This is a genomic window from Variovorax sp. YR266 (assembly GCF_900107295.1).
Classification (GTDB): Bacteria; Pseudomonadota; Gammaproteobacteria; order Burkholderiales; family Burkholderiaceae_C; genus Variovorax.
In genome coordinates, this window is record NZ_FNPM01000004.1 from 244,616 (window position 1) to 261,896 (window position 17,281).

The window sequence follows — 17,281 nt, forward strand, 5'->3', positions numbered from 1 at the left end:
GAGACACGGTTGAAAAAGCGAACGTTAAGGGTTCGTCGCCATCGCGATGGCGGCGGAGGGAACATCGGCGCGCACGAGCGGCGCACCGTCGAGAAACTTCTCGGAGAAGTGGCAAGCCACCAGCCGCTCGTCGAGCATGCGCAGCAGCGGCCGCTCTTCGTGGCAGCGCGGCGCCACGTGCGGGCAGCGCGTGCTGAACACGCAGCCCGAAGGCGGATTCAGCGGCGACGGCAGCTCGCCCTTGAGCACGATGCGCTGGCTGCTGAGGCCCGGTGTCGAGGCCAGCAGCGCCTGCGTGTACGGATGCAGCGGCCGCGCGAAGATGCGCGACTTGGGGCCCTGCTCCACCGCGTGCCCGAGGTACATCACGAGCACGTCGTGCGCGATGTGCCGCACCACGCCGAGGTCGTGCGAGATGAAGAGGTACGCCAGGCCGAGCTCGGCCTGCAGGTCGGCCAGCAGGTTCAGCACCTGCGCCTGGATCGACACGTCGAGCGCCGACACCGGCTCGTCGGCCACAAGCAGGCGCGGGCTCAGCATCAGCGCGCGCGCAATGGCGATGCGCTGGCGCTGGCCGCCCGAGAACATGTGCGGATAGCGGTTGGCGTACTCGGGCCGCAGGCCCACGCGCGCGAGCATGTCGCGGGCCTTGGCGGCGCGCTCCGACTTGCCCATGGTGGTGTTGATGGCCAGCGGATCTTCGAGCACCGTCGAGATCTTCTTGCGCGGATTGAGCGAGCCGTAGGGGTTCTGGAACACCAGCTGCACAGCCTGGCGCAGCTCGCGCTTGCGCTCTGGCGGCGGATTCACCGCGTCGGCGCCGACCAGCGTGAGCTGGCCTGCCGTGGGCTTCTCGATCAGCGCGACCATGCGCGCCAGGGTCGACTTGCCGCAGCCCGATTCGCCGACCACGGCCAGCGTGCGCCCGCGCTCGATGCGGAACGAGATGTCGCCCACCGCGCGCAGATGCGACGGCGCGCGGAACAGACCGCGGCGGATGTCGTAGGTGCGCTGGAGGTTGTTCGCCTCGACAACCACTTCAGTCGATGTGCTCTCGCTCATGACAGCACCTCGGCCGCTTGCTGCTTCGGCGGATCGCTCTCTATGGCCGCCTTGCGCTCCGGCTCGCCGAGCGGAAAGTGGCAGCGCACCTCGGCGCTCTGCCACTCGCGCAGCGCGGGCCGCACCTGGCAGGCACGCTCGGTCACGTAGCTGCAACGCGGCGCGAACAGGCAGCCCGCGGGCCGGTCGTGCACGCCCGGCACCACGCCGCTGATGGTGGCGAGCCGTCCCTCGGGCGCGGCGCGCTCGGGCAGCGCCGCAAGCAGCGCCTCGGTGTACGGATGCTGCGGTGACGCGAAGAGCCGGTCGACGCGCTGGTGCTCCATCACCTGCCCCGCGTACATCACGGCAATGCGCTGCGCCATTTCGCTGACCACGCCCATGTTGTGCGTGATGAGCACCAGCGCCATGCCGCGCTCTTTCTGCAGGTCGCGCAGCAGGTCGAGAATCTGCGCCTGGATGGTCACGTCGAGCGCGGTGGTCGGCTCGTCGGCGATCAGCAGGCGCGGGTTGCAGGCAATGGCCATGGCGATCATCACGCGCTGGTTCATGCCGCCCGATAGCTGGTGCGGATAGCTGCCCAGGCGCGACGACGCGGCCGGGATGCCCACCTGCTCGAGCAGCTCGGTCGCGCGCTTCTTCGCCTCGCGCTTGTCGAGCTTCAGGTGCAGTCGCAGCGTCTCCATCAGCTGGAAGCCGATGGTGAAGCAGGGGTTGAGGCTGGTGGTCGGCTCCTGGAAGATCATCGCGACCTCCTTGCCGACCAGCGCGCGGCGTGCCTTGTCGGAAATGCCGAGCAGTTCCTTGCCCGCAAAGCGCATGTGGTCCGCGCGCACGCGGCCCGGAAAGCCGACAAGGCCCATCAGCGCCATCATCGTGACGCTCTTGCCCGAGCCCGATTCGCCGACGATGCCGAGCACCTCGCCTTCTTCGAGCGTGAGACTCACGCCGTCGACCGCATGCAGCACGCCGCCCTGCGTGGGGAACTCGACGTGCAGATCTTTGATTTCAAGCAAAGGCATCTGTTCTTTCCTTTGCTTCAGCGCTTGAGCTTCGGGTCGAGTGCATCACGCAGACCGTCGCCCAGAAGATTGAAAGCCAGCACCGCCGCGAGGATCGCCATGCCCGGGAAGGTAACGACCCACCACGCGCGCAGCACGAACTCCCGCGCATCGGCCAGCATGGTTCCCCACTCGGGTGAGGGCGGCTGCGCGCCGAGCCCGAGGAAGCCGAGCGCCGCCGCATCGAGGATGGCAGTCGAGATGCCGAGCGAGGCCTGCACGATCAGCGGTGCGGCGCAGTTGGGCAGCACCTCGCTGAACATCAGGCGCAGCGTGCCGGCGCCGCTCACGCGCGCGGCGGTCACGTAGTCGCGCGAGACCTCGGCGATGACGGCGGCGCGCGTGATGCGCACATAGTGCGGCAGCACCACGATGGCCACCGCGAGCATCGCGTTGACCAGCCCCGGCCCGAGGATCGCGACGATCACGATGGCCAGCAGCAGGCTCGGCAGCGTGAGCACGATGTCCATCAGCCGCATGATCGCGATCTCGAGCACGCCGCGGAAGAAGCCCGCGATCAGCCCGAGCACCACGCCCACGACCACCGACAGCGCCACCACCGCGACGCCGATCGACAGCGACAGCCGCGCGCCGTACATCAGCCGCGAAAGAATGTCGCGCCCGATCGCGTCGGTACCCAGTAGGTAGCTGACGGAGCCGCCCTGCTGCCACGCCGGCGGCTGCAGGAAGACGGCGCTGTTGGTTTCGTTCGGCGCGTGCGGTGCGATCCACGGCGCGAACAGCGCAACCAGCAGCAGGAAGACGATGGTGGCGAGCCCGATGACCGCGCCGCGGTTGGCCGAGAACGCCGTCCAGAACTCGCGCCACGGGCCGGGAGGGGCGGTGCTTTTCGCACCGGTGGAAATGGTTTGTGTCGAGGCCATGAGCTCAGCGCCGGATGCGGGGATTGATGACGCCGTAAGCCACGTCGACGAGCAGGTTGACCAGCATCACGATGCCGCCGAACAGCAGCATGCCGCCCTGCAGCACCGGATAGTCGCGCCGGCCGATGGCCTCGATGAGCCACTTTCCGACGCCGGGCCAGGAGAAGATGGTCTCGGTGAGGATCGCGCCCGTGAAGAGCACGCCCACCTGCAGCCCGATGACGGTCACGACCGGGATCAACGCATTGCGCAGCGCATGCAGCCCCACCACGCGAAAGCGCGACAGGCCCTTGGCGCGCGCGGTGCGGATGTAGTCCTCTCCCAGCACTTCGAGCATGGCCGAGCGCGTCATGCGCGCAATGACCGCAAGCGGCACCGTGCCGAGCACGATGGCCGGCAAGATGAGGTGATGCAGCGCCGACCAGAAGGCATCGACGTCGCCGGCACGCAGCGAGTCGATCAGCAGGAAGCCGGTGTCGGGCTCGATGTAGTACTGCACCGCGATGCGCCCCGACACGGGCGTCCATCCGAGCTGTACCGAGAAGAACAGGATGAGCAGCAGTCCCCACCAGAAGATCGGCATCGAATAGCCGGTGAGCGATGTGGCCATCACGCCGTGGTCGAAGATGGAATTGCGCCGCACCGCCGCGAGAATGCCGGCCGGCAACCCCAGCAGCAGCGCGAAAAGAATGGCGCAGACCGCAAGCTCGACAGTGGCCGGAAAGAGCGCGAGGAACTCGCTCATCACCGTGTCCTGCGTGATCAGCGACTTGCCGAGGTCGCCGTGCAGCACGCGGCCGATGTAGATGCCGTACTGCACGATCACCGGCTTGTCGAAGCCGTAGGCGGTGCGCAGTTCGGCATGGCGCGCGGGGTCGATCCCGCGCTCGCCGGCCATGGTTTCAATGGGGTCGCCCGGCACGAGCCGGATGAGGAAGAAGGCGAGCAGTGTCATGCCGATGAAGGTCGGCACCAGCAGGCTCACACGGGTCAGTAGGAATCGAAACATCGACCCGCGAATATGCAAGATCGATGCCGTGGCCCTACCCGGGCCGAACCCTTACTTCAGCGCTTACTTCTTGGCGTCGCGCAGCTCGCGGCGAAGGATCTTGCCGACCGGCGTCTTCGGCATGTCGCTACGAAACTCTACGATTCGCGGCTGCTTGTAACCCGTAAGGTTTGCTCTGCAGTATTCGCGCACCTGCGCCTCGGTGAGCGAAGGGTCTTTCTTCACGATCACGAGCTTCACGGCCTCGCCGGTCTTGTCGTCGGACACGCCGACCGCCGCGCATTCGAGCACGCCCGGAATCAGTGCAACCACGTCTTCGATCTCGTTCGGGTACACGTTGAAGCCCGACACCAGGATCATGTCCTTCTTGCGGTCGACCACCTTGAAGTAGCCGCGCTCGTCGACCACGCCGATGTCGCCGCTCTTGAAGTAGCCGTCGGGCGTCATGACCTTGGCGGTCTCGTCGGGGCGCTGCCAGTAGCCGGCCATCACCTGCGGGCCCTTGATGGCGATCTCGCCGCGCTCGCCGGTCGGCACTTCGTTGCCGTCGTCGTCGAGCAGCTTGAGCCAGGTGCTCGGCAGCGGCAGGCCGATGGTGCCGGTGTAGGCGGTGCTGTTGGTCGGGTTGCAGGTGGTTGACGGCGAGGTTTCCGACAGGCCGTAGCCTTCGCAGATCGGGCAGCCGGTTTTCTCGAGCCAGAGCTTCGCGACCGCAGCCTGCACCGCCATGCCGCCGCCGACCGAGACCTTGAGGTTCTTCCAGTTGACGGTGTTGAAGTCGGGGTGGTTCGCCAGCCCGTTGAACAGCGTGTTGACGGCCGGGAAGCTGTGGATGGTGTGCTTCGACAGTTCCTTCAGCACGCCGGGAATGTCGCGCGGATTCGGAATCAGGATCAGCTTGCCGCCCGTGCGCATGTTCAGCATCATGCCGACCGTGAACGCGAAGATGTGATACAGCGGCAGCGCGCACACGCTGGTGGGCTGCTCGTTGGCCGGCACCTTGTTCATGACCGGCTCGTTCCAGGCCTCGGACTGCAGCACGTTGGCGATCACGTTGCGATGCAGCAGCACCGCGCCCTTCGACACGCCGGTGGTGCCGCCGGTGTACTGCAGCACCGCCACGTCGTCGGGGCCGATGGCCACGGGCTTCAGCGATGCGCTCGCGCCCTTGTCGAGCGCGTCGTTGAAGCGCACCGCGCCCGGCAGGTTGAACTGGGGCACCATCTTCTTGACGTTGCGCACCACGTAGTTGACGAGCGCGCCCTTCAGGAAACCGAGGCGGTCGCCCATGGAAGCGAGCACGATGTGCTTGACCGGCGTGGCCCCGATGCATTGCTGCAGCGTGGTGCCGAAGTTCTCCATGATGATGATCGCCTTCGCGCCGGAGTCCTTGAGCTGGTGCTCGAGTTCGCGCGGCGTGTACAGCGGGTTCACGTTGACCAGGATCAGCCCGGCGCGCAGGATGCCCGCAACCGAGATCGGGTACTGCGGGCAGTTGGGCATCATGACCGCCACGCGGTCGCCCTTGGCTAGGCCCAGGCCCTGCAGGTAGCCCGCGAAGGCCTTGCTCTGCCTGTCGGTCTCCGCGTAGCTGATGTCCTTGCCCATGAAGCTGTAGGCCGTGCGGTCTGCGTACTTCGTGAAGCTCTCTTCCATGAGCGCGACCAGCGAGGGGTACTGCGAGGCATCGATATCGGCGGGCACACCCTGCGGGTAGCTGCTGAGCCAGGGACGATCGGTCATTGGATTTGTCTCCTCCGGGAAGTCGGACTTGTTGAAAACGAAAACGGCGCTCGAAGTGGCGCCGCGAAGAACTCGCCCGCCGTGCGGGCAGGGACCTTCGGCCTATTCGATGGCCTTGCCCATATCTTCCACTACTTTTTTAGCATCGCCAAAGACCATCATGGTCTTGTCCATGTAGAAGAGCTCGTTGTCCAGCCCGGCATAACCGGCGGCCATGGAGCGCTTGTTCACGATGACGGTCTTGGCCTTGTAGGCCTCCAGGATCGGCATGCCGTAGATCGGGCTGCCCTTGGTGTGCGCGGCGGGGTTCACCACGTCGTTGGCGCCCAGGATGATCGCCACGTCGGCCTGGCCGAACTCGCCGTTGATGTCTTCCATCTCGAACACCTGGTCGTAGGGCACTTCGGCCTCCGCCAGCAGCACGTTCATGTGGCCGGGCATGCGGCCCGCCACCGGGTGGATCGCGTACTTCACGGTGATGCCCTTCTCGGTGAGCTTGGCCGCAAGTTCCTTCACCGCATGCTGCGCGCGTGCGACTGCAAGGCCGTAGCCCGGCACGATCACCACCGTCTCGGCATTGCCAAGCACGAAGGCCGCGTCGTCGGCGCTGCCGGTCTTCACCGGGCGCTGCTCCTTGGCCGCACCGCCGGCCGTGGCCGCCTCGCCGCCGAAGCCGCCCAGGATCACGTTGAAGAACGAGCGGTTCATGGCCTTGCACATGATGTAGCTCAGGATCGCACCCGAAGAGCCCACCAGCGAACCGGCCACGATCAGCATCGCGTTGTTCAGGCTGAAGCCGATGCCCGCGGCCGCCCAGCCCGAGTAGCTGTTGAGCATCGACACCACCACCGGCATGTCGGCGCCGCCGATCGGGATGATGATGAGCACGCCCATCACGAAGGCCAGCGCCAGCATCGCGAAGAAGGCCGGCCAGCTTTCGGTGAAGACGAACACCAGGCCCAGGCCGATGGTGGCCAGGCCCAGCACGAGGTTCAGCATGTGCTGGCCCGCGAACTGCACCGGCGCGCCCTGGAACAGGCGGAACTTGTACTTGCCCGAGAGCTTGCCGAAGGCGATGACCGAGCCGCTGAAAGTAACGGCGCCGATGGCCGCGCCCAGGAACAGCTCGAGCCGGTTGCCGCTCGGAATCGGGTCGCCCTTGATCGCGATGCCGAAGGCATGCGGCTCGGCCACTGCGGCGACCGCGATGAACACCGCGGCCAGGCCGATCATGCTGTGCATGAAGGCGACCAGCTCGGGCATCTTGGTCATCTCGACCTTGTTGGCCATGTAGGCGCCAAGGCCGCCGCCGAGCACCAGCGCGACCAGCACGTAGCTCAGCCCGTTGAGGTTGCCGCTGGCGAGCTTGTAGATCAGCGCGCCGGTGGTCAGCACGGCGATCGCCATGCCGGTCATGCCGAAGATGTTGCCGCGGATCGAGGTGGTGGGATGGCTCAGGCCCTTGAGGGCCTGGATGAAGCAGATGCTGGCAACGAGGTACAGCAGCGTGACGAGGTTCATGCTCACTTGGCGGCTCCCTCTTCAGCCTTCGGTGCGACGGCCTTCTTTTCTTTCTTCTTGAACATCTCCAGCATCCGCCGCGTGACGAGGAAGCCGCCGAAGACGTTCACCGCGGCCAGCGCCACGGCCAGCACGCCCATGGTCTTGCCCAGCGGCGTGTCGGTGAGTGCGGCCGCCAGCATGGCGCCCACGATCACGATGGCCGAGATGGCGTTGGTCACTGCCATCAGCGGCGTGTGCAGCGCTGGCGTGACGGTCCACACGACGTGGTAGCCGACGTAGATGGCCAGCACGAAGATGATCAGGTTGATGACTGTGTGCGAAACGATGTCCATGTTCTTCTCCTCGGCGGGCGTTATTTCTTCGTGACCTGGCCGTCTTGCGTGACGCGGCAGGCGGCGACGATGTCGTCCTCGAGGTCGATCTTCAGCGCGCCCTCCTTGGTGACGATGAGCTTGAGAAAGTCGAGCACGTTGCGCGCGTAGAGCGCCGAGGCATCGGCCGCCACGAGCGCAGCGAGGTTGGTTTCGCCGACGATGGTTACGCCGTGCTTCACCACCGTCCTGTCGGCTTCCGACAGCGGGCAGTTGCCGCCCACGCCGCCCGCGCCCTTGCCTGCGGCGATGTCGACGATGACGGAACCCGGCTTCATCGACTTGACCATGTCCTCGGTGATGAGGGTTGGCGCGGCACGGCCCGGAATGAGGGCAGTGCTGATGACGACGTCGGCCAGCGCCACGCGCTTGGCGACTTCGACCTGCTGGCGCGCGAGCCAGCTTGGAGGCATCGGCTTGGCATAGCCGCCGACGCCGACCGCGGCTTCTTTTTCTTCGTCGGTGTCGTACGAGACTTCGATGAACTTGCCGCCGAGCGATTCGATCTGCTCCTTGACGCTGGGGCGCACGTCGGATGCCTCGATGACAGCGCCCAGGCGCTTGGCCGTGGCAATGGCCTGCAGGCCCGCCACGCCCACGCCGAGGATGACGACGCGCGCGGCCTTCACCGTGCCGGCCGCCGTCATGAGCATCGGGAAGAAGCGCTGGTACTTGTCGGCCGCGATCATCACGGCCTTGTAGCCGGCGATGTTGGCCTGCGACGAGAGCACGTCCATGCTCTGGGCGCGGGTGGTACGCGGTGCGGCTTCGAGCGCGAAGCCGACGACGCCTGCAGCCGCCAGGCGCTGCAGGCCGGCCGCGTCGAAGGGATTGAGCATGCCGATGACCACGGCGCCGGACTTCAGCAGCGCGGTTTCGGCATCGGTGGGCGTGCGCACCTTGAGCACCATGTCGGCGGAGAAGGCCCCGGCCTGGTCGGTGATCTCGGCGCCTGCGGCCTGGTACGCGGCATCGGTGACGCTGGCTGCAACGCCGGCCCCCGACTGCACCCGTATGGAGTGCCCTGAGGCGACCAGTTTTTTCACCGTCTCAGGTGTAACAGCCACGCGGGTTTCGCCAGCCAGTGTCTCGGCGGGCACGCCTATCAGCATAGAGATCTCCTCAGAGCAAGGGGGCACAGGGAATGCGGGCAGAGCTTACAGCAAGATTACAGCCGCCCGCCGTCGCCAAAACGCTCTGTGGTTTTGACCCCAAAGTGCCGATGAATGCTGTCGGCATCGCTATTCAATTGATAGCAAATTCGGGTATTCGATAGCCGCCTCGCGAAGACCGCGGCACGTGTCCAACCTCGCGCCGGCCGAACTCCAGGCGGTTTGTCCAGCGAGAAGTTGTCGATGGCCACCCATAACGCCTTCCACTCAGGATCTCGATTTGTATTCAACTGCCGTTAACTTCGTTAACAAGTGAACTGAAAACCTCGATTTGCGTGCATTAGTTGCAATTCAAAAACTTTACGTTAGTCGCAGATAGATACACTTCAGCCCAATCGCCAGTTCACAGAGACTGACGAAGGGGAGGAAGAAGGGGGATGGAATGCGAATCGCGGTACTCAATGACGGTGTAGATCAATTCAAGCGAATCAATCGAACCATGGCGGCACTCGAGCACGAGTGCCATCCCTACACGGAAGGAAAAGCGCTGTTGCAGGCAATGCGCCGGCAGACCTTCGACCTGCTGATACTCGACTGGAACCTGTCCGATATGGAGGGCCCGGACGTGGTGAGGTCCATCCGTCACGAACTCAACAGCCGGCTTCCCATTCTTTTCGTGACCGACAAGCGTGACGAGGCGGACATGGTCGAAGGCCTCAACGCGGGCGCGGACGACTTCATGGTCAAGCCCACCCGTGCCGGCGAACTCGAAGCGCGTGTTAACGCGCTGCTGCGCCGGTCCTACCCGGCCCAGCACGAGATGGAACTGGTCTTCGGCCCTTACCACTTCTATCCGCCCTCGCGCGTTCTGAAGGTTCGCGGCGTGCAGGTCGAGCTGAAGAACCGGGAGTACGAGCTCGCGCTGTTCCTGTTCCAGAACGTCGGGCGACTGCTTTCGCGGGAGCACCTGCACGAGGCCGTCTGGGGCCTTGGCATCGAGGCGCTGTCGCGCTCGCTCGACACCCATGTCTCGCGCCTGCGAACCAAGCTCGACCTGCGCCCCGCAAACGGCTTCCTGCTGCTGGCCATCTACGGCCTGGGCTACCGGCTGGAAACAATCGAAGCCGATGCCCTGTCCAGCATCAGCGCGCGCTGAGTCGGGAATCTCCGGCACGCTACAGTCTCCAACGGCACCCCGCCGTCATGTGCTTGCGCCACAAGGAATGAGACGAATGAATTCGATGATCCGGTTGCTGCTCGCCGCCACGTTGTTCTGGAGCTGGTTCAGCCCGGCCGCTGCGCAGGAGGTCGAGGCCAGCGACATGGTGCGCGGCGGCATGCTGGCGATCCAGATGATCGACCAGGGCAAGGCCGGCGAACTGTGGGACGGCGCCACCCCGGCCACCCGCAAGCGCGTGACGCGCGCCGACTTCACCGGCCAGGTCGCCAGAAGCCGCGCCCCGATCGGCGCACCGCAGATGCGCACCTGGGTGGCAGTCAATCGCCAGGTCGTGGCCGACGCGGACAGCGAGACGGCCGGCCAGTACGTCAGCGTCGAATACGAGACCCGCTTCGCGAACAAGCCTGACGGCACGCTGCGCGAACTCGTGAGCTTTCACCTCGACAGCGACCGCGTCTGGCGCTTCAGCGGCTACGTGCTGAAATGAGCGCCCAAAACACGGTAAATCCCATGGCAGGCCCGCGCTGGAAACCCAACGTCACCGTGGCTGCGGTAATCGAGCGCGACGGGCGCTTCCTGCTGGTCGAGGAGCAGACCAGCGACGGCCTGCGGCTCAACACACCCGCAGGCCACCTGGACCCCGGCGAATCCCCGGCCGAGGGCTGTGCGCGCGAAACCCTCGAAGAAACCGCCCACCATTTCACGCCAACAGCGCTCATCGGCGTCTATATGGCGCGTTCCCGGCCGCTGGCCGAGCGCGGCGAAGACACCACCTATATGCGCTTCGCCTTCACAGGCATCCTGGGTGCATTCGAAGAAGGCCGACCGCTCGACGAAGGCATCGTGCGCACCATCTGGATGACGGCGGACGAAATCCGCGCCAGCGTGGCGCGGCATCGCAGCCCGCTGCTGCTGCAGTGCATCGAAGACCATCTGGCCGGCAAACGCCACCCGCTGGACCTGATCCACGTCGACGAATCGGTGCGGTCGTCGCCCTGAATCAGACGATGACGCCGCCGCCAAGGCAGCGTTCGCCGTCATAGAGCACGGCCGACTGCCCCGGCGTCACAGCCCACTGCGGCTCACCGAAGCGCAAGCCGAACGCAGCGGCATCACCAGCATCCATCTCGCAAGCCGCATCGGCCTGCCGGTAGCGCGCCTTCGAGCCGTAGCCGCCCGGCACCGGCGCCTCGCCGGAGACCCAGCTCGCATCGTCCGCCTTCAGCACCGACGACAACAGCCACGGATGGTCGTGCCCCTGCACCACCCACAGCGTGTTCTTCTCGACGTCCTTGCGCGCCACGAACCACGGCGAGTGGTCGCCAGAGCCGCGCTGCGCGCCCTTCTCCTTCACACCACCAATGCCCAGCCCCTGCCGCTGCCCCAGCGTGTAGAAGCTCAGCCCCTGGTGCTCGCCCAGCTTGCGGCCGCGGTCGTCCTTGATCGGGCCCGGCTCCTTGGAGATGTAGCGGTTGAGGAAATCGCGGAACGGCCGCTCGCCGATGAAGCAGATGCCGGTCGAGTCCTTCTTCTTCGCGTTGGGCAGGCCGATTTCCTCGGCGATGCGGCGCACCTCGGTCTTGTGCAGCTCGCCCACCGGGAACAGCGTCTTCGACAGCTGCGCCTGGTTCAGGCGGTGCAGGAAGTAGCTCTGGTCTTTCGAGGGATCGAGCCCCTTCAGCAGCTCGTGCTTGCCGGTGGCCTCGTTCAGGCGCACGCGCGCGTAGTGCCCGGTAGCGATCTTCTCAGCGCCCAGCCGCATGGCGTGGTCGAGAAAAGCCTTGAACTTGATCTCGGCGTTGCACAGCACGTCGGGGTTCGGCGTGCGGCCGGCCTTGTATTCGCGCAGGAACTCGGCGAACACGCGGTCCTTGTAGTCGGCCGCGAAGTTGACGTGCTCGATCTCGATGCCCAGCACGTCGGCCACGCTGGCGGCGTCCACGAAGTCGATGTTCGACGAGCAGTATTCGCTGTCGTCGTCGTCTTCCCAGTTCTTCATGAAGATGCCGACCACCTCGTGCCCCTGCTGCTTGAGCAGGTGCGCCGTGACCGCGGAGTCCACTCCGCCGCTCAGTCCCACCACGATCCGTTGCTTTGCCATAAGCCCGCCATTGTCCCAGCCCGGCGGTAGGGGCTTCCCGTGTGTGGGAAATCGGGAAAACCCCTGTCGCCGGCTTGTCAGCTACCGCCCCACGATGCGAAAGGCCGGCGCTAAAGTGCCGCAAAGCACAGCGGAGACAAGACGCATGGCCACCCCCTCCCCCGCCGCCCTTTCCGGCGACAACACCCCCTGGACACGCGCCTACCCACCCGGCATGCGCTGGGACGCCGAACTGCCCGTGAAGCCGGTGCAGCAGATGCTCGACGAGGCCGTCGAGCGCTGGCCCGACCACTCCGCCGTCGAGTTCATGGGCCAGGCCATCACCTACCGCCAGCTCGGCGCCGCAGTCGACCGTGCCGCCAAGGGCCTGCAAGACCTGGGCGTGAATCCCGGCGTGCACGTCGGCCTCTACCTGCCCAACACGCCTCACTACCCGATCGCCTTCTTCGCCGTGCTGAAGGCCGGCGGCACGGTGGTGAACTACTCGCCGCTCGACGCCGAGCGCGTGCTGGCCCACAAGATCGAGGACAGCCGCACCGACATCCTCATCACGCTGGACCTCGTCAACCTGTACCCGCAGATGGCGCGCCTGCTCGACAACTCGCGCCTGCAAAAGCTCGTGGTCGGCAGCCTCGGCGACTACGGCGCGATGGGCGGCAAGGTGCAGGCCCAGCTGCAGGGCGCCGGCCAGATCGCGCCCGTGCCCACCGACGACCGGCATGTGCGCTTCACCGAGCTGCTGAAAAGCGAAGGCACGCACGAGACCCACCCGATTGGCGACCTCGCCGAAGAAATCGTGGTGTTGCAGTACACCGGCGGCACCACCGGCCTGCCCAAGGGCGCGATGCTCACGCACGCCAACCTCACGTCGGCGTCGGCGCAGTACTACGAGTCGACCAAGGGCGATCCGCCCATCCTGGCCGAAGGGGCAGAACGCTTCCTGGTCGTGCTGCCGCTCTTTCACATCTTCGCGCTCAGCGCCGCGATGCTGCTCGGCGTGCGCCTGGGCGCGGCGCTGGTGCTGCACACGCGCTTCGATGTCGACGCGGTGATGAACGAACTCGCAGCCAGCAAGATCAGCGTGTTCCCCGGCGTGCCGACGATGTACACCGCGATCCTCGCGCACCCCAAGGCCAAGGAGATGGACCTGCGCTCGCTCAAGTTCTGCGGCTCTGGCGGCGCGCCGCTGCCGGTGGAGGTGGAGCAGCGCTTCTTCGAGCTCACCGGCTGCCACCTCAACGAAGGCTGGGGCATGACCGAGACCTCGCCCGTGGGCACCTTCACGCCCGCACGCGGCGTGCGCAAAGCGGGCTCGTGCGGCATGCCGCTGCCGCAGGTGCGCATCAAGCTCGTGAGCCTTGACGATCCAGCGAAGGACGTCACCGCGTTCGGCGAGCCTGGCGAGCTGTGCATCAAGGGCCCGAACGTGATGAAGGGCTACTGGAACAACCCGAAGGCAACCGCCGAGTCGATGACGTCCGACGGCTACTTCCGCAGCGGCGACGTCGCGAAGATGGACGCCGACGGCTATTTCTACATCGTCGACCGCACCAAGGACATGCTGCTGTGCGGCGGCTACAACGTCTATCCGCGCGTGCTGGAAGAAGCGGTGTACGAGCATCCCGCCGTGGCAGAGGTGTGCGTGATCGGCATTCCCGACGAATACCGCGGCCAGTCGCCCAAGGCCTTCGTGAAGCTGAAGGAAGGCGCGGGCGAACTGACGCTCGATGCGCTCAAGGCCTTCCTGAAGGACCGCCTCGGCAAGCACGAGATGATCGGCGCGCTCGAAATTCGCGCGGAGCTGCCCAAGACCGCCGTGGGCAAGCTCTCGAAGAAGGACCTCGTGGACGAGGAAGCCCGCAAGCGGGCGTGACGCCTACTTCTGCCCGAACGCACCGGCCAGCAGCTCGTACGAGCGCAGCCGGGCAGCGTGGTCGAACACCTGCGAGGTGATCATGAGTTCGTCGGCACCGGTGCGCGCGACGAACGCTTCCACGCCCTTCTTCACCGTCTCGACCGACCCCACCGCGGAGCACGACAGCACCGAGTCGAGCAGCGCGTTCTCCGCGGGCCCGACCTTCTGACGATAGTTTTCCACCGGCGGCGGCAGGCGCCCCGGCCGGCCGCTGCGCAGGTTCACGAAGGCCTGCTGCCACGAGGTGGCGCGGAACTCGGCCTCTTCATCGGTGTCGGCCGCGAACACATTGAAGCCCAGCATCACATACGGCTTCTGCAGCTGTGCCGACGGCTTGAAGGTCTCGCGATAGATCTGGATGGCCTGCATGATCTGCTGCGGCGCGAAGTGCGAGGCAAAGGCGTAGGGCAGCCCCAGGTGCGCCGCGAGCTGCGCGCCGAAGGTGCTGGAGCCGAGGATCCACACCGGCACTTCGAGCCCCGCGCCGGGCACGGCCCGCACGGGCTGCTGCGGCGTCTTCGACATGAAGTCCATCAGCTCGATCACGTCCTGCGGAAACTGGTCCGCGTCCGATTCGAGGTTGCGCCGCAAGGCCCGCGCGGTGCGCTGGTCGGAGCCGGGCGCACGCCCCAGGCCGAGATCGATGCGCCCCGGGTACAGCGATTCCAGCGTGCCGAACTGCTCGGCAATCACCAGCGGCGAATGGTTCGGCAGCATCACGCCACCGGCGCCGATGCGGATGGTGGACGTGCCCGCTCCCACGTGCGACAGCAGCACGGCAGTGGCCGCGCTCGCAATGCCCGGCATGCCGTGGTGCTCGGCCAGCCAGTAGCGCGTGTAGCCCAGCTTCTCGCCATGCTGCGCCAGCGAGAGCGAGTTGCGGAACGACTGCGCGGCGTCGCTGCCCTCGGTGATCGGGGAAAGGTCGAGGATCGATAACGGAATCATGGGCGCGATCATGGCGCGAACCGCCCAACGCCGTCGCCCGAGGGGCTATTCGGTTTGGTATAGCGTCGTCACGCTCGCGAAGTCGCGGCCGTTCTGCTCCACGTTCACCTGGAACGGCACGCTCTCGCCCGGCGCGATGGCCGGCAGGTTTTCCACCAGCTTGAAGCCCGTGAGCTGCCCGTTACGGTCGCGCAGGCTGACCCACAGCCGTACCTTGCCGACGATGCCCGTGCCCGGGTTCTTCACGCTGCCCGTGACTTCCACGCTCTTGTAGGTGAAGCGCTGGCTGAAGTTGAGCAGCACGCTGCCGGTCTCGGCCTTGGTGCCCGTCACCTTCACCTCCAGCGGCTTGCGCGGACCCGGCAATGCCGCGCGGCGCATCGGCTTCCATTCGATGCGAGTCGCGGTGATGCGCTCCATGTCCTCGGGCTCGAGGAAGATCGGAAAGCGCTCGCCCGGATAGAGATACGCCAGCCCCGTGATGTTCGTAGTGCCATGCGCCTTGCTGCCGCTGAAGCGCGAGATCACGCCGCCCGGCGCGAGCACCACTGCATCGGTGCTGCGGTTCACCAGCTCGCCCAGGAACAGCCGCTGCTGGATGTTGTTGCGCCCGTCCACCAGCGGCAGCAGTTCGAGTTGCTTGTCGTCGAAGCGCTCGCTGTCGCCGGCCAGCAGGTCGTCGGTGCCCAGGCGCAGCTCGGGGTTGAAGGACTCGGGGCCGCCCACCGTGCGGATCACGCGGTCGGCGTTCAGCACCGGCGTGCGCGTGCCCGACGACTCGACCGTGCTGTAGCCGATGCGGTAGTCCCATGCCGCGATGGCCGTCGCGCGGCCGAAGCGCGCGATGCTCACGTCCATCGAAGTCCGCGTGCCCGGCTGGATCTCGTTGGCCTGCCCGTAGCCGTGGCCGAAGCCGATCACCTGCCCCGCGTCGTCGTACAGCGTGACCAGCACCTCGAAGCCGCCGAGCACCGTGGCGTCCTTGCGGTCGTTGGCGATGCGGCCCACCAGCCGCACGCGCTCGCCCTGCTGGATGAGCCGCACGCGCGAGAAGGCCATGCGCGGCCCCTGCACCGCGCTGTAGGGCTCGGCCAGCTTCTGCACGCGCAGCTCCTGCCGAGTGACGTTCTTGCCGCTGGGCATGTCGATCAACACGGGCGCACTTTCGCCGGGCTCCAGCACGGACACCGGCAGCATCTCGCTGCGCTCGTCGAGCTTGCTGTCGCCGTCGTAGTACGTGGCACGAATGCCCGCGCGCGACAGCGACTTGCCGGTTTCGTTGCGCGCCACCACCAGCAGCTTGGGCATGGCCGAACTGCCGCTGCCCACCAGCACCTGGCGCGGCTCGTTGAGCTTCAGGCCATCGACGGGAATGGTGCGGTCGACCGCAGCGGCCACTACGGACCGCGGTGCACCGGATGCGGCGTCGCGGGAATCGAAGAGAAACAACCCGACCACGCGAAACACCAGCACCACGCCCAGCAGGATGGCTATGGCTATGCCGACCTTGCGCAGCATCAGCTTCTGCCTCAGCGCCTCTTCAGCCGCGAGCCGGCGGCCGGCTTCGTTCTTCACCTGGTTGAGCACGCGCTCCAGCCGGTCGGACACGTTGTCTTCCACCAGCGTGACCGAGCCGCAGTGGTCGCAGGTGTATTCGTTGAGGCCGGTGCGCTTGAGCACGCTGCTGCCGCATTCGCCGCACTTGAGCGTCTGGAGGTCGATGGTCATTGAAGTGCTGCTCCCGTATTGTTTTTCCTGCGGCGCGCCAGCTGACTACCAGTCGAACAGGTCCGCGATGTCGCCGGCCTCGCTGGCGCCAATCAGCGGCGTGAGCCGCTCGATCAGGCGCGCGCGGTGCACCGGGTTGACGGAATCGTCGTCCATGAAGATGTCCTCGCCCGCCTCGTCCCACACTTGGCCGATAGTGCCGAGGCACGTGGCCATCTCGAGGATGTCGGCAAAGATCGGTGCATCGTCTTTCCACACACCCTCGCCATGCCGGGCGAACTGTATCGCGCCTGTGTTCAGGTCGAAGATGAAGGGGTCCGCGCCCTGGTCGGCCACCACCAGCCAGTGATCGGGCCAGTCGGCAATGCGCTCGCCGGTGATGCCGTGCCAGCGGTAGCCGGCCTGCAGCTCCCACAGGCGCGCGAGCGTCGGAATGCTGAAGGGGTTGCCAGCGGTCGGCACCGTGAGGCCCGCATGGCCCACGCGGTCGTTGATCCACTCGCCGAGCGGGCCGACCTGTGCGTAGAAGGTCTCGATGGCGGCCGGCAGAGGGATCTCTCCGCGCCAATGCTCGGCGGCGGATTGCGGCGCCAGCGCGCCATGGGAAGCCAGCGCCGCGCGGGCCTGTTCGATCGATGCCATC

The 17,281-nt window shown here is 66.3% G+C and carries 16 protein-coding genes; 4 read left to right on the forward strand and 12 right to left on the reverse strand.

Annotation, left to right across the window (positions count from 1 at the left end):
• Nucleotides 1-24: 24 nt before the first annotated feature.
• From BLW48_RS13030 to BLW48_RS13065, 8 genes are all read right to left on the reverse strand, one after another.
• Nucleotides 25-1,062 carry a dipeptide ABC transporter ATP-binding protein gene (locus BLW48_RS13030; RefSeq protein WP_093053969.1) on the reverse strand — a complete coding sequence of 346 codons (1,038 nt, stop codon included), beginning with the start codon at nt 1,060-1,062 and terminating at the stop codon, nt 25-27.
• The gene (locus BLW48_RS13035) at nt 1,059-2,084 is read right to left on the reverse strand and encodes an ABC transporter ATP-binding protein (protein ID WP_093175261.1); all 1,026 of its coding nucleotides are present in this window, start codon (nt 2,082-2,084) and stop codon (nt 1,059-1,061) included. The genes BLW48_RS13030 and BLW48_RS13035 overlap by 4 nt, the downstream gene beginning before the upstream one ends.
• A gap of 17 nt (nt 2,085-2,101) precedes the next feature.
• On the reverse strand, nt 2,102-3,007 hold the full coding sequence (locus tag BLW48_RS13040; RefSeq protein ID WP_093053965.1) for an ABC transporter permease subunit: 906 nt from the start codon (nt 3,005-3,007) through the stop codon (nt 2,102-2,104).
• A 4-nt stretch (nt 3,008-3,011) separates the two neighbouring features.
• Entirely contained in the window at nt 3,012-4,016 is a 1,005-nt protein-coding gene (locus tag BLW48_RS13045; RefSeq protein ID WP_093175263.1) for an ABC transporter permease subunit, read from the reverse strand.
• 63 nt (nt 4,017-4,079) lie between these two features.
• Nucleotides 4,080-5,759 (reverse strand): long-chain-fatty-acid--CoA ligase, encoded by a 1,680-nt coding sequence (locus BLW48_RS13050; protein ID WP_093053961.1) that lies wholly within the window; start codon nt 5,757-5,759, stop codon nt 4,080-4,082.
• Nucleotides 5,760-5,861: 102 nt separating this feature from the next.
• Nucleotides 5,862-7,286: an NAD(P)(+) transhydrogenase (Re/Si-specific) subunit beta gene (locus BLW48_RS13055; RefSeq protein ID WP_093053959.1), complete on the reverse strand. Its 1,425-nt coding sequence runs from the start codon at nt 7,284-7,286 to the stop codon at nt 5,862-5,864.
• Nucleotides 7,283-7,615: an NAD(P) transhydrogenase subunit alpha part 2 gene (locus BLW48_RS13060; RefSeq protein ID WP_093053957.1), complete on the reverse strand. Its 333-nt coding sequence runs from the start codon at nt 7,613-7,615 to the stop codon at nt 7,283-7,285. The genes BLW48_RS13055 and BLW48_RS13060 overlap by 4 nt, the downstream gene beginning before the upstream one ends.
• Nucleotides 7,616-7,635: 20 nt before the next feature.
• Nucleotides 7,636-8,766 (reverse strand): Re/Si-specific NAD(P)(+) transhydrogenase subunit alpha, encoded by a 1,131-nt coding sequence (locus tag BLW48_RS13065; RefSeq protein WP_093076932.1) that lies wholly within the window; start codon nt 8,764-8,766, stop codon nt 7,636-7,638.
• A 442-nt stretch (nt 8,767-9,208) separates the two neighbouring features.
• On the opposite strand from BLW48_RS13065, the gene BLW48_RS13070 reads away from it, so the two are divergent.
• The 3 genes from BLW48_RS13070 (at nt 9,209) to BLW48_RS13080 (ending at nt 10,945) form a co-directional block, all read left to right on the forward strand.
• Nucleotides 9,209-9,922, forward strand: a complete 714-nt coding sequence (locus BLW48_RS13070) for a response regulator transcription factor (RefSeq protein WP_093053953.1) — start codon at nt 9,209-9,211, stop codon at nt 9,920-9,922.
• Nucleotides 9,923-9,998: 76 nt separating this feature from the next.
• The gene (locus BLW48_RS13075) at nt 9,999-10,433 is read left to right on the forward strand and encodes a DUF4019 domain-containing protein (RefSeq protein WP_093175266.1); all 435 of its coding nucleotides are present in this window, start codon (nt 9,999-10,001) and stop codon (nt 10,431-10,433) included.
• Nucleotides 10,434-10,456: 23 nt separating this feature from the next.
• Nucleotides 10,457-10,945 carry an NUDIX hydrolase gene (locus tag BLW48_RS13080; RefSeq protein WP_093175268.1) on the forward strand — a complete coding sequence of 163 codons (489 nt, stop codon included), beginning with the start codon at nt 10,457-10,459 and terminating at the stop codon, nt 10,943-10,945.
• 1 nt (nt 10,946) lies between these two features.
• On the opposite strand, the gene mnmA is transcribed toward BLW48_RS13080, so the two are convergent.
• Nucleotides 10,947-12,047 (reverse strand): tRNA 2-thiouridine(34) synthase MnmA, encoded by a 1,101-nt coding sequence (mnmA, locus tag BLW48_RS13085; RefSeq protein ID WP_093076927.1) that lies wholly within the window; start codon nt 12,045-12,047, stop codon nt 10,947-10,949.
• 145 nt (nt 12,048-12,192) lie between these two features.
• Here mnmA and BLW48_RS13090 point away from each other — a divergent pair, with 145 nt between their 5' ends.
• Nucleotides 12,193-13,920, forward strand: coding sequence for a long-chain-fatty-acid--CoA ligase (locus BLW48_RS13090; RefSeq protein ID WP_093175271.1), 1,728 nt, complete (start codon nt 12,193-12,195; stop codon nt 13,918-13,920).
• Nucleotides 13,921-13,923: 3 nt separating this feature from the next.
• Here BLW48_RS13090 and BLW48_RS13095 read toward each other — a convergent pair whose 3' ends face one another.
• Genes BLW48_RS13095 through BLW48_RS13105 form a run of 3 tightly spaced genes read right to left on the reverse strand, consistent with a single transcriptional unit; the run spans nt 13,924 to nt 17,280 of the window.
• Complete coding sequence (locus tag BLW48_RS13095; protein ID WP_093175661.1) at nt 13,924-14,910, reverse strand: LLM class flavin-dependent oxidoreductase; 987 nt, start codon at nt 14,908-14,910, stop codon at nt 13,924-13,926.
• Nucleotides 14,911-14,955: 45 nt separating this feature from the next.
• Nucleotides 14,956-16,638 (reverse strand): FxLYD domain-containing protein, encoded by a 1,683-nt coding sequence (locus BLW48_RS13100; protein WP_093175273.1) that lies wholly within the window; start codon nt 16,636-16,638, stop codon nt 14,956-14,958.
• A gap of 45 nt (nt 16,639-16,683) precedes the next feature.
• The gene (locus tag BLW48_RS13105) at nt 16,684-17,280 is read right to left on the reverse strand and encodes a hypothetical protein (protein WP_093175276.1); all 597 of its coding nucleotides are present in this window, start codon (nt 17,278-17,280) and stop codon (nt 16,684-16,686) included.
• Nucleotide 17,281 lies beyond the last annotated feature (1 nt).